Consider the following 24,280-nt stretch of genomic DNA (forward strand, 5'->3'; position numbering starts at 1 on the left):
GCGACGCGCGCCCCGGCGCGGGAGCCTAGGCGTTGACGCCGTGCTCGCGCAGGAGGTCGTTCAGGGCGAGCTTGTCGTGCTCCTGCCCCTCCTCCAGACGCTTGAGCACCAGCAGGACCGGCATGCCGAAGTCGCCGCCGGGGAAGCTCTTGGTCCGGTTGGCGGTGACGCACACCGACCAGGCCGGGGCCTCGCCGCGGGCCAGTTCCTCGCCCGTCTCGGCGTCGAAGACGCGCGTGGAGGAGGTGAGGATGGTGCCCGCTCCGAGCTTGGCGCCCTTGCGGACGCGGGCGCCCTCGACGACCATGCTGCGCGAGCCCAGGAAGGCGTCGTCCTCGATGATCACCGGGGAGGCCTGCGGCGGCTCCAGGACGCCGCCGACGCCCACGCCGCCGGAGAGGTGGACGTTCTCACCGATCTGCGCGCAGGAGCCGACCGTGGCCCAGGTGTCGACCATGGTGCCGGAGCCGACGTAGGCGCCGATGTTGGTGAAGGACGGCATGAGCACGACGCCCGGGGCGAGGAAGGAACCCCAGCGGGCGATGGCGCCCGCGACGACGCGGACCCCGTCGAAGCGGGTCTTCAGCGGCATGCGGTCGTGGTGGTAGAAGTCGCCGACGTGCGACTCCTTCATGTCCAGGACCTTGAAGCCGAGGAGGATGGAGCGCTTGGCGCGCTCGTCGACCACCACGTCGTCCGTGGCGGGGTCGACGAAGGCCACACGGGCCTTGCCCTCGTCGATCAGGTCGATGGCGCCGGTGATGACGCGGCGCGCCTCGGAGTGGTCGGGGGTCAGTTCGGAGCGCCGCTCCCAGAGTTCGTCGATCTGGTCGGGCAGCGGACTGGTGTACGAGCTGGTCATGTGAACCCACGTTAGCCGCTCGTCCGGGGTGGGTGGTCTGCGCCCCGCCCGCTCGGGATGAGCCCTTGGCCACTCGTCTCACGGACGCCGCGCGGACGGGTCCGGCGGGTGGCGCGGGAGGACCGGGCCGGGGCCGCGAGGACGGAACACCCGCCCCGCGAGAGTTCCCGTTGACTGTTCCCGGCGCCGACTACAATTTCGCCGAGGCCCGTCCGGGGCCCGCCTCCGACAGGTGCCCGGCGCGCCCAGCACACCGCCTCGGCCCCTCCCCCGGGTCCGCGACCGGTGCGCTCCACCCGTCGCCGACCCTTGGTTCGCCCGTGCCCAGTAAACGCAGGACGTTCTCCGCGTTCGCCAAGATCCTCCTCATCCTCACCTTCGTCTGCGGACTGTTCGTGGCCGGGGGTTACTACGTGATGACCAACTTCGAGCCGCTGGACACGCGCGAACGGCCCGACCCGGGATGCCGTCTGGCACTCGCCGAGGGACGCTACGACATGGAGATCACCCAGGCCATGAACGCGGCGACCGTGGGCGGCGTGGCCTTCAGCCGCGACCTGCCCGAGGAGGCGGTCACGGTGGCGTTCGCGACGGTGTGGCAGGAGTCCACGTTCTACAACGTGGAGTACGGGGACCGGGACTCGCTGGGCCTGTTCCAGCAGCGGCCGTCACAGGAGTGGGGCGACCCGGAGGAGATCCTGGACCCGGTGTTCTCCAGCCGGTCGTTCTACGACGAGCTGGTGGAGGTGAACGGGTGGGAGGACCTGCCCGTCTACGAGGCCGCCCAGCGGGTGCAGCGCAGCGCGCACGGGTTCGCCTACGACCAGCACGAGGACCTGTCCGCCGACATGGCCGATTCCCTCACCGGAGCCCGTGGGGCCACGGTGACCTGCTGGTTCGACGAGGAGACCCTGGACTCGATGCGGGCGGGGGACGCCGACATCGCCGGGGCCGAGGACGAGATGGCCCGGGTGTTCGGTACCGACCCGGCGGAGCTCCCCGTCCCGGAGGGCGGCGAGGGGCAGACCGGTGACCTGGGGTGGGCGATGTCCCTGTGGGCCGTCGTGCACGCCGAGGAGTACGGGATCACGTCGGTGTCGTACGGGGACCAGCGGTGGCGGGCCTCGGACGGCATGGACGGGGCGCAGGACTGGACGGAGATCGAGGACGCCAGCCAGGACACGGGCGGCCGCGTCGTCCTGAGGTAGGCGGTCGGCGCGGAGCGGTCCCGTAGGAGGCACGGGGCCGGTCCGAGCCCGGTCCGGGCCTCCTCGAAACGGCGACCGGGTGGGCACTGAGCCAAGCCGCGGAACGCCGGTCCCCGAGCCGCTCCAGGCCCATCCAGCCTCGCTGGACGGCGACCGCGAAGACACCGGGTGGTCCTGCGGTACCGGCCGTGAACCCCACACGGACGCGGCGCGGCGGCGCGGTCCGGAGGCGACGGCCCCGGACCACACCGCCGACGCTCACTCGGCCAGGCGCTTGGCCGCCGCCTCCACCCGCTCGTCGGTGGCGGTGAAGGCCACGCGGACGTGGCGCTCGCCGGTCGGCCCGTAGAAGGCACCGGGGGCCACCAGCACACCGCGCTCGGCCAGTGTCCGGACCGCGCCCCACGAGTCGTGGTCGGGGTGGCTGGCCCACAGGTACAGACCCGCGTTCGAGTGCTCGACGCTCCACCCGGCGCCCTCGAAGGCCGCACGGAGGCGCGTGCGTCGGGCCCGGTAGCGCTCCTTCTGCTCGGCGGCGTGCGCGTCGTCGTCCAGCGCGGCCCTCATGGCCGCCTGGACGGGAGCGGGGACGATCATGCCCGCGTGCTTGCGCAGGGAGAGGAGTTCGGCGACCAGGTCGGGGTCGCCCGCGACGAAGGCTCCGCGGTACCCCGCGAGGTTGGAGCGCTTGGACAGCGAGTGGACCGCGAGGAGGTTCTCGTGGGAGCCGCCGCACACGTCCGGGTGCAGGATCGAGACCGGCTCCGCGTCCCAGCCGAGGTCCAGGTAGCACTCGTCGGAGGCGACGATCGTGCCCCGCTCACGCGCCCACTCGACCACCTTGCGCAGGTGGTCGGCGCCGAGCACGCGACCGGTGGGGTTGGCGGGCGAGTTGACCCACAGCAGCTTGACCTCGGCCGGGCCGAGGGCGGTGAGGCTGTCCGAGGCGACCGGGGTGGCCCCGGCGATGCGCACGCCCGCGTCGTAGGTCGGGTACGCCAGCTCGGGGAGGACGACGGTGTCACCGGGGCCCAGGCCGAGCAGCGTGGGCAGCCAGGCCACCAGTTCCTTGGAGCCGACCGTGGGCAGGACCGCGCCGTCGGCGACCCGCACGTCGTGGCGGCGCTCCAACCAACCCTGGATGGACGCGCGCAGCTCGGGCGTGCCCCAGGTCAGCGGGTAGCCGGGCGAGTCGGAGGCGTCGGCGAGGGCCGCGCGCAGGTTCGCGGGCACCGGGTCCACGGGCGTGCCGACCGAGAGGTCGACGATCCCGTCCGGGTGGGCGGCGGCCGTTCTCTTGTACGGCGTCAGCCGGTCCCACGGGAAGGTCGGAAGCCGATCGGTCACCGGTCGACGTTCACCCATCGGTGCACTCTCCATTCGGTTCTCGGGCCGTTCAGGTCTCGGTCGGGCCCCCACACAACAGCGTCGCGCCGACCCCGGGTGGGGTCGGCGCGACACGTCACGTCGGCGACGCGACCTCTGCGCCAAGGGGTCGCGCGCGGCTCACTCGGCCTGCGGAGGCAGCTTGGCGACGATCGGGTGGTCGCGGTCGATCTTGCCGACCTTGGAGGCGCCGCCCGGGGAGCCCAGGTCGTCGAAGAAGTCGACGTTGGCCTTGTAGAACTCGGACCACTGCTCGGGCAGGTCGTCCTCGTAGTAGATGGCCTCCACCGGGCAGACCGGCTCGCACGCGCCGCAGTCCACACACTCGTCCGGGTGGATGTAGAGCATGCGGTCACCCTCGTAGATGCAGTCCACGGGGCACTCGTCAATGCACGCCTTGTCCAGCACATCAACACAGGGCTGCGCGATGACGTAGGTCACGTCGTACTCCTTGTCTCACCCCCGCTAACCCGCGGGGAGGCGGGGACCTTCAGAGGGCACCGGCACCGGTTCCGACGTGCGGGCGTCGGCCTTGTCCGGGCTCTGTAAAGCGATTGGCACAGATGTCGTACTCCTAGTATGGCGTCGGAGAGCACCCATCGCACACTCGGGGGGTTGGAAACCTTGCACTTGGGCGGACGGCTCGTACACAGGATCACGCCGGAGGACCTGGGCTCCAGGGTCTCCGTGCGAATCACCCGCGCCGAGGGCGGCTTCACCGATATCGTCGGCGTGGTGGAGTCCTGGACCGACGGCGTGCTCACACTGCGCAGGAGGGACGAGTCCACGGTGGAGGTCGCCGAGACCGACGTCGTCGCGAGCCGGGTCGTTCCCCCGGTTCCCCCGCGTCGGAACCGGCCGAGGCCCCAGGCGCCCACAAGCTGGAATTCTTCGGACTTTCCGGGGTAGGACAGGCTCAGCCCGGCGCAGCGAACCCCCAGCCGTGACCCCGGGCGGACAACGAAGCACCGACCCGGCCGTCCCACCCCCTGACGGACCGGGCACGAGGTACGCGGGGAGGTGGCGCCCATCATGAGGGAGGCAGTCGCGTCCGCACTCGCCGAGCTGGCCCGGCGGGACGAGCGGGCGGCCGACCTGGCACGACTGGCTCTTGACACGCTCGCCCCCGACCAGGAGATCCAACGGCTCAACCAGCACGCGGTGCAGCGTTTCTGCTGGTACGAGCTGCCCATGCGCTTCCAGGACTCCGCCGACGACCGGCTGTTCGCGGTGCGTTCCCTGAGCCACCTGTTCCAGCTCCTGAAGCTGAACCGGTACGCGGACGTGTGCCGGGCCCCCGAGACCACCACCCTGCTGACACTGTACGACGTCGACCACACGGCGGGGCTGGCCATGTACGAGCGGCTCATGTGGGAGTCCGGGGTGGAACCGCCCGATCTGCCCGAACTCACCTGGGGCACCAGTGTGGGCGACGTGGAGATGCACGCCCGCCGGGAGACCGCCGCCGCCCTCGAACTCGCGATCACCCTGGGCGACATCCGCCCCGGCAAGAGCGGCTGGCGGCCCGCCCAGGAACGGTTCGCGCGGTCCTTCCTCACGCAGCCCGACCACCGGGGGCTCAGCCACCTGTACCGGGTCCGCGAGGAGCGGGTCCGGGCGTGGATCTCCTCTTCGGCGCACCCGCACCGGCAGCGGCTGTGGCCGCTGGTGGGACAGATCATCGCGGGAGCGGACGTCCCACGCGGTTCGACGGCCGCGATGGCGCCGCTGCAACGGATGCTGGACCTGGCCTCGGAGGGGATCGCGCTCACGCAGATCGGGTACATCTCCCCCGGCGTGGTGCGGCAGCTGTGTGAGGACTTCGGCTGGTCCACCTCCCCGGAACCGCCGCGCAGCGAGACCGACGCCACCCAGATCATCGCCCTGCACCAGGTGCTGCGCACGATGCGCGCCGTGCGCCGGTCCGGGCGCCGGCTCGAACTCACCCGGCGCGGCCAGCAGCTGCGCGAGGACCCCGAGGCGCTGTGGCGAGCCGCCACGGCGACGCTGTGCCGGACCGGCGGCATCCAGCAGGCCGCCGCCGAGACCCTGCTCGGGATGCTGCTGGGCCGTTCACCCCAGGGCCTGGGGTCGCACGCCAGACCCGGCACCTCGGACGCGGAGGCGGCCGAGCGGGCCCTGACCGAATCCGGGTGGCGCCCGGTCGACCCGCCCGTGGCCGCCGGACGGCACGCCGCCGCCCACCGCCGCGCCGCCGAGACCGCCTCGGACCGGGTGCGCGCCATGGTGATGGCGGTGGGCTGGCTGCTGGAGGCGCTCGGGCTGGTCACCGGGGACGACAGCGAGGGCCTCCGGGAGCTGACCCCCGCGGGGCGGGCGTTCGCGGTGGCGTCCCTGCACAAGTCGGCGGTGGCCCCCCGAGCGGTGGTCTGAGGCGGCGTCCGCGCCCCGAACACCCGATGCCATACTTCTCCCCAGCCAGCGCCCCGAGGACGGGTGCGGCCGTCGAACCGGGGAGGCTCCCATGTCACGTCAGGTCACCGTCGTCACGGGCGGGAGCCGGGGCATCGGCGCGGCCACCTGTGTCCGGCTGGCACGGGACGGCCACGACGTGGTCCTCGGGTACGCCCGGGACGAGGCCGCCGCGCTGCGGACCGCCGAGCGTGTGCGCTCCGCCGGAGGCCGGTGCGCGACCGTGCGCGCCGACACCTCGGAGGAGGCGGGGGTGGAGCGGATCTTCGACACCGCCGTCGCGGAGTTCGGCCGGGTGGACGGGCTGGTCAACAACGCGGGCGTGACCGGGCCGCTCGGCGCGTTCGCGGACGTGTCCACCGAGGATCTGCGCCGCGTGGTCGACGTGAACCTGCTGGGCTACCTGTTGTGCTGCCGACGCGCCGTGCGGGAGATGAGCGCGGGCGGGGGTGCGATCGTGAACGTCTCCTCCGCCGCGGCCACCCTGGGCAGCCCCGGCGAGTACGTGCACTACGCCGCGACCAAGGCCGCCGTCGACACCCTCACGGTGGGGCTGGCCAAGGAGCTGGGACCGGTCGGCGTGCGGGTCAACGCGGTCTCCCCCGGCGTCACCGAGACCGACATGCACGCCGCGATGGGCGCTCCCGACCGCCCCGTCCAGGCGGCGTCGCGCATCCCGCTCGGCCGTGCGGGGCGTCCCGAGGAGATCTCCGGGGCGATCGCCTGGCTCCTGTCCGCGGACGCCTCGTACACGACCGGTACCGTCCTGAGGGTCGCCGGAGGAATGTAGGGCGAGGTCAGGGCGAGAGCCCGGCGGGTGGGGCACCCGCTGCGAGGAGGTGCGCACCAGGGCCTAATCTGGAGCGCGAACCACCCGCGACCAGCAGGAGCATCATGCCCACGCCCGAGCCGCCGCAGTCGACGGACCCCGACGCCGTGAACGTCCCCGACAGCGAGGCGGACCACGGCGAGCGGACGCGCGCCGCCGACCCGTGGACCCAGATGCCCGACGACGCCCTGAACGCCTCGGGGGTCGGCGCCGACCGCTCGGACGGCCCGGACGAGGGTTCGGACGAGGGTTCGGACGACGCGTCTTCTGCCCAGGGTCGCGAGGGCGCCGAGGAGGGGGCCGTCAAGGGCGTCAGGGGCGCCCGCTCGGAGGGGGCCACGACCGAGCGCGCGGAGAGCTGGGCGGACTTCCTGCCGAGCCCGGTGTTCCTGCTGGTGCTGGGCCTGGCCGGGTTCGCGGGCTGGCTGTCCTGGACCCACGCCGAGCTGGACTGGGCCGCCGAGGGGACGTCCGTCACCCCGCTCATCCCGCCGCTGCTGATCCTGCTCGGGTGGATCGTCTCGGTGGCCGTGCACGAGTTCGCGCACGCCCTGGCCGCCTACCTCGCCGGTGACCGCTCCCTGCGCGGCAGCGCCTACCTGCGGTTCAACCCGTTCGCCTACCGGGAGGCCTTCGGCGGCCTGGTCTTGCCGGTGGTGTACCTGGGGCTGGGCGGGTTCGGTCTGAACGGGCCGCCCACCTACGTGGACTGGGAGCGCGTGCCGAGCCGGGGCCGCCGGATCATGGTGGCGCTGGCCGGTCCGCTCGCCAGCCTGGTGCTGTCGGCCCTGCTGGCCCTCACCGTCTCACTGCTGGTCCCGGTCGGCCAGGACACCACGAACTGGGCGATCTCCTCGATCGCGTTCCTGTCCCTGGCCAACCTCACCAGCGCGGTGGTGAACCTGCTGCCGGTCCCCGGGTTGGACGGTTACCACGTCCTGGCCGCCTTCCGAGGCGCCCGCTGGACGGAGTTCGTCCGCGTCAACGGGCTGTTCTGCTCGATCGCGGTGTTCGCCGTCCTGTGGCTGCCGGTGGTGCGGGACGTGTTCGAGAAGTCGGCCTACGCGCTGTTCGACCTGCTCCTGCCCAACCCGACCATCCCCGGGATGATGTTCCACGGGAAGCTGCTGCTCCAGTTCTGGGCGTAGGCCGCCCCCGGCGGCTACGCCGAACGAGTGACCACGGGGGTGGGGCGCGGCGGCAGGACGAAGCTGCGCATCACCCCGACGGCCAGGGCGATCATCGAACCGAACAGGAAGACGTAGTTGACCAGCTTGGCGGAGAACACGATGTTCCCGCCGGTCAGGTAGCCGAGCATGACCAGCATGACCGCGACGTAGCCGACCGCGAAGCCCACGGCGCCGGACTGGCGGCGGCTCCCCCACCCGGCCAGGCGGCACAGCGCGTACAGCGCCACCAGGAAGGCGACCACACCCGCCGCTCCCCCGACCTGTTGGGAGAGGCCGAGGTCCCAGAAATGGGAGACCCAGCCCATCGCGAAGCCGGAGAGCACCCCCACGGCCAGGCCCGCGACGAGCAGGACCGCGAAGGAGAGCACGGTCACCGCCGACGACAGGAACGGGGGCGGTCCGCCCCGCGGTGCCGGGGGCGTCTCGGGGTTCTCGGGAGTCTCAGGAGTGGTCACGGAAGACGAGGGTAGGTGCTCCCGGGCGGGAAGGTGGCACGATCCCCGGCACTCCGCCGCTTCACAGTCCGGCGAACAGGTCCGTCTCGTAGCCGTCCGCACCGGCCCTGGGGGGCGGCCCCATCAGCAGGGTGAAGTGCTCGACGGCGTCGATCTCCTGAGCGATGTCGTTGGACAGCGCGAACCGTTCCCCGTCCACGGTGATCTGGGTGGCGTGCGCCCGCATGGCCAGCGCCTTGGCCGCCCAGTGGTCGGAGGCGTCGATCCGTGTGGTCACGATCGCGTCGGGGGTGCCCCGGGCGATGTCCGACACCTGCTTGGGCGGGGTGAACGGTCCCGCCTCCTCGTTGAGCCGCGCGATGGACGCCTCGATACGGGACACCGGCTGGGCGATCGCGTACAGCTTGCCGACCTGCCACGGGGTGCCGGGCATGGCCCGCTCGTTGGCCTTGGCGCAGGCGCGGCGGGTGACCCGGTGGGCCTGGACGTGGTCCGGGTGACCGTAGCCGCCGTGTTCGTCGTAGCTGACCAGCACGTGCGGGCGGACCTCGCGGATGACCTCGGCCAGACGGCGGGCCGCCTCCTCGACGTCGGCGCCCCAGAAGGCCTTCGGGTGGTCGTTGGTGGGGCCGCCCATCATCCCGGAGTCCCGGTAGTGGCCGGGGCCGCCGAGGAAGCGGTGGTCGCGCACGCCCAGGGCCAGGCAGGCCTTGTCGAGCTCCCCGATCCGGTACTCGCCCAAGGTGTCCTCGCGGTCCGCGGTCAGGTGGGCCAGACCGGCGGGGATGACCTCGCCCTCCTCGCCCAGCGTGCAGGTCACCAGGGTGACCCCGGCCCCCTCGGCCGCGTACTTCGCCAGCGTGGCACCGGTGACGATGCTCTCGTCGTCCGGGTGCGCGTGCACCATCATCAGTCGCCTGTCCATCACGGAGCGAACAATACCGGGCGGATGCGTGCTTCTCCTCCCAAACGCCACTGTGGGGCCGAAGGTGGCGGACCTCGCACGACGGGTGCGGGTGCGGGAACGACCGGGCCGTGCCATGGGACACAATCGGCGTATGAGCTTTCCTCGCCAACAGGCCAGAACCCAGCGCTTCACGATCGGGGTCCCGCGCGCGTTCCAGATCTCCCCGGACGGGGAACGCGTCACCTTCCTGCGCGGACGCGACGGTACCGACCGGGCGACCTGCCTGTGGTCGTACTCCGTGGAGACCGGGACCGTGTCGCTGCTCGCCGACCCCCGGGAACTCGGCGCCGACGACGAGAACCTCCCCCCGGAGGAGCGGGCCCGCCGCGAGCGGATGCGCGAGCACGGCGGCGGCATCGTGTCGTACACGGTGGACGACGCCTTCACGCGCGCGGTGTTCACGCTGTCCGGCCGGGTGTTCTACGTCGACCTCGTCGGGGACGACGCCGCCCCGCGTGAGCTCCCGGTGGCCAGCCCGGCCGTCGACCCCCGGATCGCCCCCGCGGGTGACCGGGTGGCCTACGTGCACCAGGGCGCGGTCCGCGTGGTCGACATCGCCGACGACGGCGACCCGGACCGGGACCGCGTCCTCGTGGAGCCGGACGGCGAGCACGTCACCTGGGGTCTGGCCGACCTCGTCTCCGCCGAGGAGATGAGCCGGGTGCGCGGCTTCTGGTGGTCCCCGGACGGGCACTCGCTGGCGGTCAGCCGGGTGGACGAGGCCGAGGTGAACCGCTGGTTCGTCGGCGACCCGAACCAGCCCGGCCAGGAGCCGCAGCCGCTCCGGTACCCGGCGGCCGGAACCGCCAACCCGGACGTGCGGCTGGCGGTGCTCGCGGTGCCGTCCGCGACCGCGTACCGACGGGACGGGCTCCCCGAGCCCACGCCGATCGAGTGGGACCGTGAGGCGCTGCCGTACCTGCCCACCGTGGGGTGGACCACCGGACCGGACGGCAACCCCGTGCTGGTGTTCACCGCGCAGAGCCGTGACCAGCGCACCCTCACCCTGTTCAGCTCCGACCCCGCCACCGGTCTGGTCTCGGCCGTCCGCACCGAGAGCGACGACGTGTGGGTGGAGATCATGCCGGGTGTGCCGGCGTTCACCGCCTCCGGTGAGCTGGTGTGGATCGGCCGCGACGGCACCCGGGGCGAGCGCCGGGTGTACGTGGGCGAGGGCGCGGTCAGCGCCGACGGCGTGTACGTGCGCGGCGTGGTGGACGTGGACGGCGACCGCGTGCTCTTCACCGGTTCCCCCGACGGGCGTCCCGGTGACGTGTCGCTGTGGCTGGCCGACACCCGGCTGGGCACATGCGCACCGCTGGAGCTGCCGGGCGGTTCCGACGACGGGCACGGCGGGGTGCGCTCCGGCAGGCTGCGCGGCGACACCCTCGTGGTGCAGCACCGTTCGATGGACTTCACCGGGGTGCGGACCCTGGTGGTGCGCGACGCCAGCCGCGAGACGCGCCGCTCCCACGGTGAGATCGAGAGCCTCGCCGAGACCCCCGACCTGCCGGACGTGCGCGTGCACACCTGGCTGGCCGGGGAGCGCGGGATCCCCACCGCGCTGGTCCTGCCGTCCTGGTACCGCGAGGGCGAGGAGCCGCTGCCGGTGCTGGTCGCCCCGTACGGCGGCCCGCACGCCCAGCGGGTGCTCAACGCCCGCGGCGCGTTCCTGGCCTCGCAGTGGTTCGCGGAGCAGGGCTTCGCCGTCCTCATCGCGGACGGTCGCGGCACCCCCGGGTTGGGGCTGGACTACGAGCAGGCGGTCCACCACGACCTCGCCGAGCCGGTCCTGGAGGACCAGGTGACGGCGCTGGCGGAGGCGGCGGAGCGGTTCGACTGCCTGGACACGACCCGGGTGGGCATCCACGGGTGGTCGTTCGGCGGGTACCTGGCGGCGCTGGCCGTGCTGCGCCGCCCGGACGTGTTCCACGCGGCCGTGGCGGGCGCCCCGGTGATCGACTGGGCCCTGTACGACACGCACTACACCGAGAGGTACCTGGGCACCCCGCAGGAGCAGGCGGAGGTGTACGCGAGGACGTCGCTGATGGCGGACGCCGCCAAGCTGGAGCGGCCGCTGATGCTGGTCCACGGGCTGATCGACGACAACGTGGTGTTCGCGCACACGCAGAGGATGTCCGAGGCGCTGCTGGCCGCGGGCCGACCGCACACGGTGCTGCCGCTCGCGGGCGTGACCCACAGCCCGGCGGACCCGGTGACGGCGGAGAACCTGCTGCTGTTGCAGGTGGACTTCCTGAAGCAGAACCTGAAGGGCGCGTAGGCCCTTGGGGCGTTCGTCGCGGGTCCCGGTGCCGAGGAGGGCGCCGGGACCCGTGTGCGTGAGGATCAGCCCGTGCCCGGGGCGATCTCCTGCTGTTCCGGGACCTCGATCTCGACCGCGTCGTTGAAACGGTAGAAGCTCACCGTGTGCATGAATGTCAGCGTCTCGTCCGGGTTCTCCGTGGGTTCGTCCGTCCCCGCCTCCAGGTAGTAGGCGAGCGGGTACCCCTCGTCGGAGATCCAGACCTGGAACTGCGTCTCCAGTGTCATGGGGTCGGCGAAGTAGCGGAACTCGTGGACCACCGTGCCCGTGTAGAGGTGCGCCTCCCGACCGATCTCGGAGACTCCCTGGTTCAGTTGCTCCAGAAGCTCGTCGTCCAGCAACTCGTCGGGGACGTACTGGTCGTCCGTGGTGGACCGGCCGGCGTACTCGATCTCCACACCCTGTTCCCGTATCTGCTCGAAGACGTCGAACAGGCTCTCCCATTCGGCCCTGGGGTCGACGCCGACCTGGTCGGGCCTGGGCTCCTGGTAGTACCCGCGTTCGGTCGGATCGTCGAACGTGAGCCCCATGCTGTCCGCGAAGTACACGTACTCGTCGAGGCCCGCACCACTGGCGAGGATGCCGGTTGCGAGCTGTCCCAGGTGAGTGGCGTGCGTCATCCGGGGTTCGGGCTCCCGTGTGTACCTGTAGCGAGCCGTCGTCTCGGCGCTCACGTCGTTGACGTTGGGAAAGTCGAACGTGGTGAAACTGTCGGCGTCCATCGCCAGCGCGACGGCGTCGGCCAGGACCGCCGCCCCGTCGGAGGGGTCCTCCTCGATGGCGGGGGTACCGTCCTCCTCCTCGGTGTCCTCGGCGGCCACCGTCTCCTCGGCCGGGGTGTCGTCCTGGAGGAGCCAGGCTCCGGTCACCACCGCGCCGCCGATCAGCGTCAGGGTTCCCAGAACGGCCACGACCCCCTTGACCCCGGACAGGGCGCCGATGATCCCGCCGCCGCCTGCGGCGCCACCAGCCGCGCCCGCGGCGCCGCCAGCCGTACCCATGGCTCCCGCGGAGGCCGTTCCTCCAGCGGCACCCGCTCCGGCACCAGCGGTCCCGGCACCGGCCGCACCTCCGACGCCCGAGCCCAGCGTCCCCGCGCCGACCACGCCCAGGCCCACCGCCGAGGCGGTTCCCAGCACGGCCGCCCAGCGGGCCGGGTCGTGACCCGCCGCGTCGACACCGCGCCAGTAGTTGGCCAGCATTCCGCGCAGCACCCTCTGCGTGCGAGCACGGTCCGGGCTCGACCCCCGGTCGTTCTCCTCCACCGTGGCGGGCGGCAGCAGCCCGACCAGGAGGTCGACCGCGGTCGGCCGCTCGGGAGCGGCCACCGACAGGGCCCGCTCCACCAGGGGCAGCAGGTCCTCGGGGACCCCCGCGATGTCGTGGGCGCCCTCCTTGACGCGGGCAGCCAGCTCCGCCGGACTCCCGGTACCGAAGGGGTTGCGGCCGGTGGCGGCCAGGGTCACCAGACCGCCCCACGCGAACACGTCCGCCGCGGGATCGGCCACGGCTCCGGTGTAGCGTTCGGGCGCGGACCAGCCGGGGGTGCCGTAGGAGGCGGACGCGTCCTGCTCCGGGTCGGTGCCGATGTCGACCGCGATCCCGAAGTCCACGATCCTGGGCCCGTCCGGGGCCAGGATCACGTTGCCCGGCTTGATGTCGCGGTGCGCGATCCCCGCCGAGTGGAGGCTGGCCAGGCCTTCGGCCATACCCAGGGCGAACGTGCGCAGCATGTCTCCGGTCAGGGGACCGAACTCGCGGACGTGACGGCGCAGGTCCCGGCCGGGAACATAGTCGAAGGCCAGCCACGGGACCGGCGCCGACGGATCGGCGCCGTGGACGTGGGCGGTGCTGATCCCGTTGGCGCGCCGCAGCATCTGGACCTCGCGGGCGAACGCCTCCCGGTGTCCGGGCCGGTCCGCGTACTTCGCGTGGACGGTCTTGAGCGCCACGCAGCGGCCGAGGTGGTCCATCCCCGCGTACACCACGCCCATCCCCCCGGCCCCGATCCGGCCCACCAGACGGCAGGGGCCGATCTGGCGGGGGTCGGTCTCGGTCAGGGGATCGAGACCGGGGGGCGGCTCAGCCGGAAGGCCCGGCCCTCCGGTGGGGGTGGGGTGGGGCTGAGGGTTGGGGCCCTCGGCGGGGGTGGGGGAAGTGCTCATCGTTTCCTTTCACGATGACGGGCCGTTCACGCGATGCGATCGCCCCGTGTGATCCCGACGTCACCACGGAGGTTCTCCCCCAGTGTCGAAGGACCACGAAGGGACGGGAACGGGGTGAAGGGGCAGCCGGAACGAGTCGGCCCGGTTCCGGTGGTGCCGGTGTTCGGGGGAAGGCTCGCAGGGGACGGCCTCGGGGTCAGGTGCGGGCGCGGTGGATCAGGCGAAGAAGCGAGCTGGGGGTGTTCGGGGTGGAGGAATCTCGGGATCCGCCCCCGGCAGGCCCACCGGGTGGAACCGGACCAGGTACCGCGCCTCGGAGAAGTGAGCCAGGAGGGCGGGACCAGTATGGGTCCGGGAGGTCTGACGCGGTCGGTGCGGGGGTGGCTCGTTCCGTCACCCTCGGTTTCCGGCAGGCGCGTGAGCCCCGGCTGACGGGGTTCCCGATGCGGGTCTAGCCTGGGGGTATGCGCTCGTACACCCCGCTGCTGGCTTTGCTGGCCGACCTGCTCTGTGTGCTCGTGTTCGTCGTGGTGGGCAAGACCGACCACGCGACCGGCCTGGGCCCGGCCGACGTCGCCGCGACCGCGTGGCCGTTCCTGGCCGCTCTGGCCCTCGGGTGGGTCGTCACCCTGGCTTGGCGCTCCGCTGGCCGGATCTGGCCGACCGGGGTCCTGGTGTGGGCGGTGACCGTCGTGGGCGCCATGCCGTTGCGCCTGCTCAGCGGCGAGGGGGCTCCCCTGTCCTTCGTGCTGGTGACCTCGCTGTTCCTGGCCGCGACCATGCTCGGCTGGCGCGCCTTGGCCCTCCTGGTGTCCCGGAGGAAGCGACAGGCGTCGGTCTGAGGGGGAAGACTGGAGGCGTACGCCCGCCTCCCGCACCCTCCAGGAGCCCTCCATGGCCGATCCCGTCACCGCCACCATCGTCGCCGCCCTCGCCGCAGCCTCAGCCACCAAACTCGGCGAGGGTCTCGGGGAGGGCGTGGTCACGACCTTCAAGTCCTTCTACCGGGCCGTCACCAAGCGGTTCCGTTCCGAGCCGGACGCCCAGGAGGCGCTGGACGACCTCCGGTTGGAGCAGTCCGACACCAAGGCCGTGGAGACCGTCTCCGTGCACCTGGAGCGGGCCGCGCGTGAGGACCAGGAGATCGGGCGGCTCCTGGCGCAGCTCCGCTCGGACGTCGCCGGGATCAACCAGGAGGGCGAGGGCTCGGTCGTCAACCAGATCCACGGTGACGTGAGCGGGTCGGCCAGGGTGATCCAGGGCCGCGACTTCCACGGGGGCATCCACCTGTAGGGGCGTGAGCGTCCACCGTGACCGGCTCGGGTGGCCGTGGGCGGTTCGTAAGCTGGAGGCGATGAACGAGCACCCCGCCACCGAGGCCACCACCGTGATCCCCGTCGAGCAGTCCTCCGGGGAGGACGAGGCGCGGGAGGTGGGCGTGGGCCCGTGGGAGGGCCCCTGGCCCGAGGGCGACCACTACGACCCGGAACTGCTGGCCAACGGCGACCGGCGCAACGTGGTGGACCAGTACCGCTACTGGCGGCGCGAGGCGATCGTGGCCGACCTCGACACGGTGCGGCACGAGTTCCACGTGGCGGTGGAGAACTGGTCGCACGACTTCAACATCGGTTCGGTGGTGCGCACCGCCAACGCCTTCGGCTGCGCGGCCGTGCACATCGTCGGCAAGCGGCGCTGGAACCGCCGGGGGGCGATGGTGACCGACCGGTACCAGCACGTCCACCACCACCCGGACACGGAGTCGCTGGTGGCCTGGGCGGCAGATCACGACCTCGTGCTGGTCGGGGTGGACAACCTGCCCGGCGCGGTCCCCCTGGAGACCCACCCGCTGCCTCGCAACGCCGTGCTGGTGTTCGGGCAGGAGGGCCCGGGTCTGTCCGAGGAGGTCCGCGAGGTGTGTGCGGCCGTGCTGTCGATCGCCCAGTTCGGGTCGACCCGCTCCATCAACGCCGGCGCGGCCGCCGCCGTGGCCATGCACGCCTGGGTGCGGGCGCACGTGTTCGACCAGCGGGTGACCGACCGCGCGACCACCCCGCGTTCGTGATTTTCTTGTGATCTAGCATGTGCGGATCGCCCCCTACCAGGAAGTAGCCAGGATGAGTCCGATCGTCACCTCCACCGCCCGACCCGCCACCATCGACGACGTGCCCGGGGTGGCCCGGGTACTCAGCCGCTCGCTGCACGACGATCCCCTCTTCCGCTGGTTGTTCCCCGACGACGAGCAGCGGATGGCCAAGGTCCGTCGGTTCTTCGCTCTGACCACCGGGTTCGGCTACGTCCCGGCGGGCGACACCCGGGTCACCGAGATCGCCGAGGAACCCGGAGCCGCACCGGTCACCCGCGCCGCCGCGCTGTGGGCCCTGCCCACCAGCAACCCCGAGGGCCCCATGGTGTCGGTGCGCACCTGGCCGCACTGGGGCCCGCTCATCGGCCGCGCCCGGCTCGCCGCCTTCGTCCGGATCTTCGCCGAGTGGAAGATGTCCGCTCCCCAGGAGCCCCACCTGTACCTGGCCGCGCTGGGCGTCGACCCGAGTTCGGCGGGCACGGGGCTGGCTGGCGGGCTGCTCACGGCCGGGCTGGACCAGGCCGACTCCCAGGGGCTGCCGGTCTTCACCCAGACCCTCAACGACAAGAGCGTCGGCTTCTACGAGCACTTCGGTTTCCGGTGCGTGCACGAGGTCCCCCACGAGGGCGTCGGCACCAGCTACTTCCTGCTCCGGCCCGCTTCCTGACCGTGCGGCGACGTCTGTGGGGCCCTTCCCGGAAAACGGCCCACCCGTGATGTTTCCGTGATCTAGCATGGGCGGTGACGACCCCGGGAAGAGGGAGACTGCGCAGATGACCCCGAAGGCCGCCACGGTCGAGTCGGTCCGCACCGCCACCATCAACGACGTCCCCGGGGTGGCCCGGGTCCTGAGCCGGGCCTTCCACAACGACCCCTTCTTCCGCTGGCTCTTCCCGGACGACAACCGCCGGATGGCCCAGAGCGCCCGGGCCTTCGCGCTGATCGCCGGGTTCGGGAGCATCCCGGACGGCCACACCACGGTGTACGAGGTCAAGGAGGACCGGGGCCACCCCCCGGTGGTGCGCGGGGCCGCCCTGTGGACCCCGCCGGAGGCGTCCGGTGAACGGCTGCCCGTGGTGCTGCGCTCACTGCCGCACTGGCTCGCGCTGGTCGGTCTGGCCCGCGTGCCGGAGATCGTCCGGTACCTGGGCGAACTCAGGGCCTCGGCGCCCGAGGAGGCGCACTGGTACCTGTCGGTGCTCGGCACCGCACCCGTGGCGCGCGGGACCGGTGTGGGTTCACGACTGCTGCGGGCGGGCCTGGCCCAGGCCGACGCCGACGGGGTCCCGGTCTACCTGGAGACCATGAACTCGGCCAACATCGGCTACTACGAGAAGTACGGCTTCCGGGTGATCCGCGCGATCAACGACCCGTCGTTCCCCTCCACCTACTGCATGCTCCGTCCCTCCGTCTGAGCCCCGGTCGAGTGACCCGCCGTCCGAGCACTCCGGCCCTTCGCGGTGTCGGTCGGGGGTTCTGTGACCGGCGCACCGTCCTCCTGGCAGCTTCCCGCAGTCCTCGTGGCCTCCTGGCCTCATGGCGGCTCGGCTCCCCGGCCGTCCCAGCGGTGGTGGGCCAACGCGGACGGGCCGCACCCCGAGGGGTACGGCCCGTGCGGCGAGAAGGGGTCGGACTAGCCGACGCCCTTGCTGAGCGAACCCAGCAGGTCGCGGTTGAGCTGCGAGATCGTGTCCAGCGGAATGCCCTTGGGGCAGACCGCCGCGCACTCACCGATGTTGGTGCAGCCGCCGAAGTCCTCGTGGTCGTGCTGGTTGATCATCTTCACCACGCGCGAGGCCCGCTCCGGCTGCCCCTGCGGGAGCATGCCGAGGTGGGTGACCTTCGCGGCGGTGAACAGCATGCCGGAGGCGTTCGGGCAGGCCGCCACGCAGGCGCCGCAGCCGATGCAGGTCGCGGCGTCGAACGCGCGGTCGGCGTCCGGCTTCGGGATCGGGTTGGCGTGGGCGTCCGGCGCGGTACCCGTGGGGGCGCTGATGAAGCCGCCCGCCTGGATGATGCGGTCGAACGACCCGCGGTCCACGACCAGGTCCTTCACGACCGGGAAGGCCTTGGCCCGCCACGGCTCCACCGTGATGGTGTCGCCGTCGTTGAAGCTGCGCATGTGCAGCTGGCAGGTGGTGGTGACCTCCGGGCCGTGGGCCTCGCCGTCGATCACGACGCCACAGGCACCACAGATGCCCTCACGGCAGTCGTGGTCGAAGGCGACCGGGTCCTCGTTCTCGAGAGTGAGCTTCTCGTTGAGGACGTCGAGCATCTCCAGGAAGGACATGTCCGGCGAGACGTCCGTGAGCTTGTACGTGACCATCCGGCCTTCGTCGTCACGGCCCTTCTGGCGCCAAACGCGCAGGGTGATGTTCACTTGTAGCTCCGCTGCTTCATCTCGACGTACTCGTACTCCAGGGCTTCCTTGTGGAGCACGGGCTTGCTGTCAACGCCACCGAACTCCCACGCGGCGACGTAGGCGAACTCGTCGTCGTGGCGCAGGGCCTCGCCGTCCTCGGTCTGGCTCTCGGCGCGGAAGTGGCCGCCGCAGGACTCGCGGCGGTGCAGGGCGTCGATGCACATGAGCTCGCCCAGCTCCAGGAAGTCGGCCACGCGGTTGGCCTTCTCCAGAGCCTGGTTGAGCTCCTCGTTCGTGCCCAGCACCTTGACGTCGCGCCAGAACTCGGCGCGCAGCTCACGGATGAGCTCGATCGCCTTGCGCAGGCCCTCCTCGTTGCGCTCCATGCCGCAGTAGTCCCACATGATGTGGCCGAGCTCCTTGTGGAAGGAGTCGACGGTGCGGGAACCGTTGATGGAGAGCAGCTTGTCGATGCGGGAGGTGACCTCCTCCTTCGCCTTGACGGCGTCGGGGTGGCTCTCGTCCAGCTTCTCGAACGGGCCCGCGGCCAGGTAGTCGTTGATGGTGTTCGGCAGGACGAAGTAGCCGTCCGCCAGACCCTGCATCAGCGCGCTGGCACCCAGGCGGTTGGCACCGTGGTCGGAGAAGTTGGCCTCACCGGTCACGAACAGGCCCGGGATGCTGCTCTGGAGGTCGTAGTCGACCCACAGACCACCCATGGTGTAGTGCACCGCCGGGTAGATGCGCATCGGAACCTCGTACGGGTTCTCGCCGGTGATGCGCTGGTACATGTCGAACAGGTTGCCGTACTTGGCCTCGACGGCGTCCCTGCCCAGACGGGCGATCGCGTCGGCGAAGTCCAGGTAGACGCCCAGGCCGCCGGGACCGACGCCGCGGCCCTCGTCGCAGACGTTCTTGGCGGCGCGGGACGCGATGTCACGCGGCACCAGGTTGCCGAACGCCGGGTAGATGCGCTCCAGGTAGTAGTCGCGCTCGTCCTCGGGGATCTGGCGCGGGTCCCGGGCGTCGCCGCCCTCCTTGGGCACCCAGATCCGGCCGTCGTTGCGCAGCGACTCGCTCATCAGGGTCAGCTTGGACTGGTAGTCGCCGCTGACCGGGATGCAGGTCGGGTGGATCTGCGTGTAGCAGGGGTTCGCGAAGTGCGCGCCCTTGCGGTGGGCACGCCACGCGGCGGTGACGTTCGAGCCCATGGCGTTGGTCGACAGGAAGAACACGTTGCCGTAGCCGCCGGTGGCCAGGACCACGGCGTCGGCGAAGTGCGTCTCGATCTCGCCGGTGACCATGTCGCGGGCGATGATGCCGCGCGCCTTGCCGTCCGCGACGATGACCTCGAGCATCTCGTGGCGGGTGTTCATCTGAACGGTGCCCGCCGCGATCTGCCGTTCCTGCGCCTGGTAGGCGCCGATCAGCAGCTGCTGACCCGTCTGGCCGCGCGCGTAGAACGTGCGGGACACCTGCACGCCACCGAAGGATCGGTTGTCGAGCAGACCGCCGTACTCACGGGCGAACGGCACGCCCTGGGCCACACACTGGTCGATGATCTCGACGCTGGTCTGGGCCAGGCGGTAGACGTTCGACTCACGGGAGCGGAAGTCGCCGCCCTTGACCGTGTCGTAGAACAGGCGGTGGATGCTGTCGCCGTCGTTGCGGTAGTTCTTCGCGGCGTTGATGCCACCCTGCGCGGCGATGGAGTGCGCGCGGCGCGGGCTGTCCTGGTAACAGAACGAGATGACGTTGTAGCCCGCCTCGCCCATCGTGGCCGCGGCGGCCGCACCGGCCAGACCGGTGCCGACGATGATGACGGAGAGCTTGCGCCGGTTCGCGGGGTTGACCAGCTTGGCCGAGAAACGGCGCTGGTCCCAGCGCTCGTTGATCGGACCCTCGGGCGCCTTCTCGTCGCGGATCGGGGCGCCCTCGATGTAGAGGTCGTTCTCAGGCATTTACTTCACCAGTCCAAAGGTGACCGCCAGGGGCGGAAGCAGGAAGCCGACCGTCACGACCAGCGCGATCGCCACGGCGACGGCGTTGATCTTGCTCTGGCGGCTGGCCTTGTTGACGCCGAGGGTGGCCATGCCACTCCAGATGCCGTGCCGCAGGTGGAATCCCACGGCGATGACGGCCAGGACGTAGAACAGGGTCACGAACCAGAACTCGGGCTGGAACCCGTTCACCAGTCGTTCGAAGGGACTGTCGGACTTGCCGCCGGGTGCGACGACGTTGACCGTGAGGTGGAGGATGTGGAAGATCACGAAGAGCGCGATCAGCACACCGCCCCAGCGCATGGTGTAGGAGGCGTAGGTCCGCTGGACCCGCTTCTTCACCACGTAGCGCTGCTCACGGGCGTTGCGCGCGCGGATCGTCAGAACCGCGGCGGAGTAGATGTGGATCAGGATGCTCGCGAGGAGCACGATCCGGAAGATCCAGAGGAAACCGCTCTCGGGAAGGAGCGGGTACCCGATCTCACGCAGTGCGTGCGCGTAGCCGTCGAAGGCCTCCTGGCCCGCGAAGACCTTCAGGTTGCCGTACATGTGCGCGATCAAATACAGCACAAGGATCGCACCGGAGGCCGCCATTGCTGACTTGAGCGCCACCGTGGACCCGTAGGCCGTAGACCGCTTCTTGGTCAAGGTACTGTTCGCCACAGCCTGCCACTTTAAATTCGAGTTAAGTCTGACGTCCAAGTCATCGGGACCCTGGTGTCGATAGCCGTAGGCTATGGACCATGCAGTTCCAACAGCTGGCCTACTTCGTCGCTGTCGCCCGCACGCGCCATTTCACCCGCGCAGCAGAGCTTTCTCGCGTCGCCCAGCCGAGTTTGAGCAAACAGATCCGGAGCCTTGAGCGCGAGTTGGGCGCGCCGTTATTCAGTCGTGCTCGGGGAAACATCACACTCACTCCCGCTGGTGAGGCGCTCCTTCCGCTGGCCCAGCGCATCCTCACCGACCTTGAGACGGCCCGCCGGGAGGTGGCCGAGCTGGCTGGAGTGCGGCGGGGACGGGTGCGCCTGGGAGCGACCCCGTCGCTGTGCGCGGGACTGCTGGCCGACGTGCTCTCGGACTTCCACACGCGCTTCCCCGGGATCGAACTCCACGTGGAGGAGAGCGGCTCCCGCGACCTCATCCGGGATCTGGGGAGGGGGGAACTGGACCTGGCCCTCATCATCCTGCCACTACAGAGCAGCGACCCGGACTTCTCGACCACCCCGATCCTCAGGGAGAACCTGGTGGTGGCCAGCCCGACCTCCCGCCCGTCCCCCAACGGGCGGGCGTCGATCCGCATCACCGAGCTGGAGCACCGCCCGCTGGTGATGTTCCGGCGCGGTTACGACGTCCGCGAGGCGACGTTGCGTGCGTGCCGCGCGTCCGGTTTCGAGCCGGACCTGGCGGTGGAGGGCGGTGAGATGGACGCCGTGCTGCGGTTCGTGGAGGCGGGGCTGGGCCTGGCCGTGGTGCCGAGCATGGTGCTGCGCAACCGCCCGGGGTTGAGGGGGACACCGCTGGCCCGGCCGAGGCTGCTGCGCACAGTGGCGTTGGCCAGGCGCAAGGACGTGGAACCGTCCCACTCGGCGGAGGCCTTCCGCCGCCACCTCAACGAGTACCTGTTGGCGATGTCGCCGGAGGACCTGGGGCCGGACCTGGAGGTGTTGATCGCCGCCGCCGACGCGGGCGACCCCGAGCAGGAACGCCGGTGGGAGGGACGGGAACAGGACCGCCGGTGGGAAGGGCTGGGACAGGACCACCGGCGGGAGGGACCGGAGAGGGGCGGGGAAGGGCCTGGGGGCGGGGGTGGACCCACGGCTGACGGGCGGCCGGAGTCCGCTGACGGAGGCGGCTCCCCTTCGAACTGAGTCTCCCGGCCCACCCGGTCTGTGGTCGGTGATCAGCGGCCCGGACAGATCCGGTATCGGACGCTTCGCGCTGCTCTGTCACCGACGCTCCTCCGAACCGGAGTTCCTTCGCCACGACGCACCTCTGGGCGACCCTTGGTGGCACCCGCCGCCGGTCGTCCCCCACCGGATCCGCGCGGGAGGCAGTAATCCCCTATGCGGAACGTGGTCGCGTCATGAGTCTCAGTTCGATTTCCCGTACGCAGGTCGTGTCTGTCGCCGTCGTGGCGGTCACCGCGGCCGTCGCCTTCAGCCCACCCAGGCTGGCTCTGGCTCTGGTCTTCGCGGGACTCGCCGTTCTCGCGCTGGGCGTGGTCTTCGCCGTGGACCGAGAACGCAGAACCCTCGCCGAGAAGATGGAGGAGGTTCGCGTTCAACTCGACGAGATGGCGCGCGACCGCCACGACGAGGTCAGCCTCGCCCGCGATCGGGACGTGCGGGTGCGCCAGACCATCCAGGAGGCCGCCGACGCCTGCGCGGACCGGACCGTGGAGGGCTGGGCCCGGCACGAACGTCAGCAGGCCAGGGTGTCCGCGCCCCTGGACCAGGCCGTGGGGTCGGGTGGAAGCCCGGAGGGACGCTCGGGTGAGGATTCGGGGGGGCGTTCCGGCGCGCACTCGGCCGGAGACTCGGGTGGACACTCAGGTGGGCGTTCGAGTGAGGGAACGGAGCGGGAGGAGGCGCGGACCCCGGCTGAACGGAACCTGGCCACCGCACAGGACCTGCTCTGGAACGGCTACAGCTCCCTGGGGCTGGCACGGCTGCGCGGGCTGGGCGCGGACTCCGAGGCCAGCCCGGCCGTACGCGCCGAAGCCCACAAGACGCTCTCCAACTGGCACCGTGCGACGGGCCAGCCCGAGAGCGCCCGCGACCACGCTCACCTGGCCGATCTCTCCGCCCCGCGTGCGGCCCGGGGATCGTCCGGCGTTCCCTCGCTGCTGACCGCCCGTATCCGGGCGCCGCGTGCGGCCCGGCACTTCGACGTGGTGCTGATGTCGGACTTCCGCCTGCCCGGCGGCAGCACCGGCAGCAACCTCCAGGAGATCACCGCGCAGCGTGACGCGGGGCTGACCACCGGTCTGGTCCACCACCCGGTGCTGCGCGCCGACCAGTCCCGTGGGGTCAACCCCAAGATCCTGGCCGCCGTCGACAACGACCGGGTGCGCTTCGTCGCCCCGGACGAACGCGTCACCTGCGACCTGTTGGTGGTGCGTTTCCCGCTGATCGGCCAGCGCCCGATGGACGTCCTGCCGACGGTGGACGCGGCGCGACGGATCGTGGTCCTCAACCAGACCCCGAACCGTCGGTACGGGATGGAGGAAGGCGCGCACGAGGCGGAGGCCCCGAACGAGGCGTGGAACGTCGCCCGCTGTGTGAAGGGCTTCACGAGCATGCTCGGCGAGCACAGCTGGCACCCGATCAGCCCGCGGGTGCGCGAAGCGATGGTCCTGCACCACTCCTCGGAGATGGCGGGGGTTCCGCTGGCGGACGAGGACTGGACCAACGTCATCGACGTCGACGCGTGGCGGCGGGGAGGGCGCCGGAACCCGGACGGTCGGGTGCTGCTCGGCCGCCACTCGCGGGATGACCGGGACAAGTGGCCGGGGGACCCTGCGGCGCTGGCCGCCGCCTACCCGGCGCTGCCCGGTTGGGAGACACACGTGCTGGGCGGCACGAGGTTCGCCGAACAGACACTGGGCGGACTGCCCCCGCACTGGACCGCGCACCCGTTCGACTCGGTGGACGCGCGCGAGTTCCTGCACGAGCTGGACGCGTACGTGTACTTCACCGGTCAGGGGCACCTGGAGCCGTTCGGTCGGGCGCCGTTGGAGGCGATCGCGGTCGGTCTGCCGACGCTGCTCCCGCCCTCCTTCGCCCCGGTGTTCGGGGACGCCGCGCTCTACACGGAGCCGGAGGGTGTCCGGGCGGAGATCGAGGCGCTGATGGGCGACGAGGAACGGTACGCCCGGCAGGTGCGGATCGGTCACGAGGTGCTGCGTGAGCGGTTCAGTCACCAGGCGCACCTGCGCAGGCTGTTCGAGCTGGGGGTACGGGTTCCGGCGGAGTTCCTGGAGGCGCCGAGCCCGCTGCTGGTCCCCTGACCAGGGGC

The 24,280-nt window shown here is 71.4% G+C and carries 21 protein-coding genes and 1 pseudogene; 13 read left to right on the forward strand and 9 right to left on the reverse strand.

All coding sequences use genetic code 11. The features are described from left to right. Window positions 1–25 precede the first annotated feature (25 nt). Entirely contained in the window at window positions 26–862 is an 837-nt protein-coding gene (locus BDW27_RS26535) for a 2,3,4,5-tetrahydropyridine-2,6-dicarboxylate N-succinyltransferase (RefSeq protein ID WP_017542178.1), read from the reverse strand. A 320-nt stretch (window positions 863–1,182) separates the two neighbouring features. Between BDW27_RS26535 and BDW27_RS26540 the strand changes: the two genes are divergently transcribed. Then, the gene (locus BDW27_RS26540) at window positions 1,183–2,070 is read left to right on the forward strand and encodes a hypothetical protein (protein WP_017542179.1); all 888 of its coding nucleotides are present in this window, start codon (window positions 1,183–1,185) and stop codon (window positions 2,068–2,070) included. 258 nt (window positions 2,071–2,328) lie between these two features. Here BDW27_RS26540 and dapC read toward each other — a convergent pair whose 3' ends face one another. Beyond that, window positions 2,329–3,435: a succinyldiaminopimelate transaminase gene (gene dapC, locus BDW27_RS26545; protein WP_110052433.1), complete on the reverse strand. Its 1,107-nt coding sequence runs from the start codon at window positions 3,433–3,435 to the stop codon at window positions 2,329–2,331. 141 nt (window positions 3,436–3,576) lie between these two features. Further along, window positions 3,577–3,897, reverse strand: a complete 321-nt coding sequence (gene fdxA, locus BDW27_RS26550) for a ferredoxin (RefSeq protein ID WP_014908468.1) — start codon at window positions 3,895–3,897, stop codon at window positions 3,577–3,579. Between the two features lie 183 nt (window positions 3,898–4,080). On the opposite strand from fdxA, the gene BDW27_RS26555 reads away from it, so the two are divergent. The 4 genes from BDW27_RS26555 to BDW27_RS26570 all read left to right on the forward strand — a co-directional run bounded on the left by BDW27_RS26555 (window position 4,081) and on the right by BDW27_RS26570 (window position 7,866). Beyond that, window positions 4,081–4,365 carry a hypothetical protein gene (locus BDW27_RS26555; protein ID WP_040692621.1) on the forward strand — a complete coding sequence of 95 codons (285 nt, stop codon included), beginning with the start codon at window positions 4,081–4,083 and terminating at the stop codon, window positions 4,363–4,365. Window positions 4,366–4,488: 123 nt separating this feature from the next. Then, window positions 4,489–5,850: a hypothetical protein gene (locus BDW27_RS26560; RefSeq protein ID WP_026128838.1), complete on the forward strand. Its 1,362-nt coding sequence runs from the start codon at window positions 4,489–4,491 to the stop codon at window positions 5,848–5,850. A 91-nt stretch (window positions 5,851–5,941) separates the two neighbouring features. After that, on the forward strand, window positions 5,942–6,679 hold the full coding sequence (locus BDW27_RS26565) for an SDR family NAD(P)-dependent oxidoreductase (protein ID WP_110052434.1): 738 nt from the start codon (window positions 5,942–5,944) through the stop codon (window positions 6,677–6,679). 104 nt (window positions 6,680–6,783) lie between these two features. Further along, window positions 6,784–7,866, forward strand: coding sequence for a site-2 protease family protein (locus BDW27_RS26570; protein WP_110052436.1), 1,083 nt, complete (start codon window positions 6,784–6,786; stop codon window positions 7,864–7,866). Between the two features lie 14 nt (window positions 7,867–7,880). Here BDW27_RS26570 and BDW27_RS26575 read toward each other — a convergent pair whose 3' ends face one another. Together BDW27_RS26575 and mshB are read right to left on the reverse strand one after the other, a co-directional pair. Beyond that, entirely contained in the window at window positions 7,881–8,363 is a 483-nt protein-coding gene (locus tag BDW27_RS26575; protein WP_233515949.1) for a hypothetical protein, read from the reverse strand. Between the two features lie 61 nt (window positions 8,364–8,424). After that, a complete protein-coding gene (gene mshB / locus BDW27_RS26580) occupies window positions 8,425–9,291 on the reverse strand; it encodes an N-acetyl-1-D-myo-inositol-2-amino-2-deoxy-alpha-D-glucopyranoside deacetylase (protein ID WP_193374195.1) in 867 nt (288 codons plus the stop codon). A gap of 130 nt (window positions 9,292–9,421) precedes the next feature. Between mshB and BDW27_RS26585 the strand changes: the two genes are divergently transcribed. After that, window positions 9,422–11,611, forward strand: a complete 2,190-nt coding sequence (locus BDW27_RS26585; protein WP_017542187.1) for a S9 family peptidase — start codon at window positions 9,422–9,424, stop codon at window positions 11,609–11,611. Window positions 11,612–11,676: 65 nt separating this feature from the next. Here BDW27_RS26585 and BDW27_RS26590 read toward each other — a convergent pair whose 3' ends face one another. Further along, a complete protein-coding gene (locus BDW27_RS26590) occupies window positions 11,677–13,818 on the reverse strand; it encodes a serine/threonine-protein kinase (RefSeq protein WP_110052439.1) in 2,142 nt (713 codons plus the stop codon). A gap of 464 nt (window positions 13,819–14,282) precedes the next feature. On the opposite strand from BDW27_RS26590, the gene BDW27_RS26595 reads away from it, so the two are divergent. The 5 genes from BDW27_RS26595 (at window position 14,283) to BDW27_RS26615 (ending at window position 17,316) form a co-directional block, all read left to right on the forward strand. Then, window positions 14,283–14,660, forward strand: coding sequence for a DUF3054 domain-containing protein (locus tag BDW27_RS26595; protein ID WP_110052441.1), 378 nt, complete (start codon window positions 14,283–14,285; stop codon window positions 14,658–14,660). A 52-nt stretch (window positions 14,661–14,712) separates the two neighbouring features. Further along, window positions 14,713–15,111 carry a hypothetical protein gene (locus tag BDW27_RS26600; protein ID WP_110052442.1) on the forward strand — a complete coding sequence of 133 codons (399 nt, stop codon included), beginning with the start codon at window positions 14,713–14,715 and terminating at the stop codon, window positions 15,109–15,111. 61 nt (window positions 15,112–15,172) lie between these two features. Continuing rightward, a complete protein-coding gene (locus BDW27_RS26605; protein WP_017542192.1) occupies window positions 15,173–15,880 on the forward strand; it encodes a TrmH family RNA methyltransferase in 708 nt (235 codons plus the stop codon). 52 nt (window positions 15,881–15,932) lie between these two features. Then, entirely contained in the window at window positions 15,933–16,568 is a 636-nt protein-coding gene (locus BDW27_RS26610; RefSeq protein ID WP_017542193.1) for an N-acetyltransferase, read from the forward strand. A gap of 106 nt (window positions 16,569–16,674) precedes the next feature. Next, window positions 16,675–17,316, forward strand: a complete 642-nt coding sequence (locus tag BDW27_RS26615) for an N-acetyltransferase (protein ID WP_110052444.1) — start codon at window positions 16,675–16,677, stop codon at window positions 17,314–17,316. 218 nt (window positions 17,317–17,534) lie between these two features. Here the strand turns inward: BDW27_RS26615 and BDW27_RS26620 are convergent, their stop codons facing one another. From BDW27_RS26620 to BDW27_RS26630, 3 genes are read right to left on the reverse strand one after another with little or no spacing between them, the layout of a single operon-like run. Then, entirely contained in the window at window positions 17,535–18,281 is a 747-nt protein-coding gene (locus BDW27_RS26620) for a succinate dehydrogenase/fumarate reductase iron-sulfur subunit (protein ID WP_017542195.1), read from the reverse strand. Next, on the reverse strand, window positions 18,278–20,224 hold the full coding sequence (locus BDW27_RS26625) for a fumarate reductase/succinate dehydrogenase flavoprotein subunit (RefSeq protein WP_049579567.1): 1,947 nt from the start codon (window positions 20,222–20,224) through the stop codon (window positions 18,278–18,280). The genes BDW27_RS26620 and BDW27_RS26625 overlap by 4 nt, the downstream gene beginning before the upstream one ends. Then, on the reverse strand, window positions 20,225–20,875 hold the full coding sequence (locus BDW27_RS26630) for a succinate dehydrogenase cytochrome b subunit (RefSeq protein WP_083927415.1): 651 nt from the start codon (window positions 20,873–20,875) through the stop codon (window positions 20,225–20,227). It lies immediately after the preceding gene. A 131-nt stretch (window positions 20,876–21,006) separates the two neighbouring features. On the opposite strand from BDW27_RS26630, the pseudogene BDW27_RS26635 reads away from it, so the two are divergent. Next, window positions 21,007–21,954 (forward strand): annotated as a pseudogene (locus tag BDW27_RS26635) (LysR family transcriptional regulator); the annotation flags it as partial. Window positions 21,955–22,379: 425 nt separating this feature from the next. Then, window positions 22,380–24,272, forward strand: coding sequence for a glycosyltransferase family 1 protein (locus BDW27_RS26640; RefSeq protein ID WP_110052447.1), 1,893 nt, complete (start codon window positions 22,380–22,382; stop codon window positions 24,270–24,272). Window positions 24,273–24,280 lie beyond the last annotated feature (8 nt).

It is taken from the genome of Nocardiopsis sp. L17-MgMaSL7 (assembly GCF_003182025.1).
GTDB lineage: Bacteria > Actinomycetota > Actinomycetes > Streptosporangiales > Streptosporangiaceae > Nocardiopsis > Nocardiopsis prasina.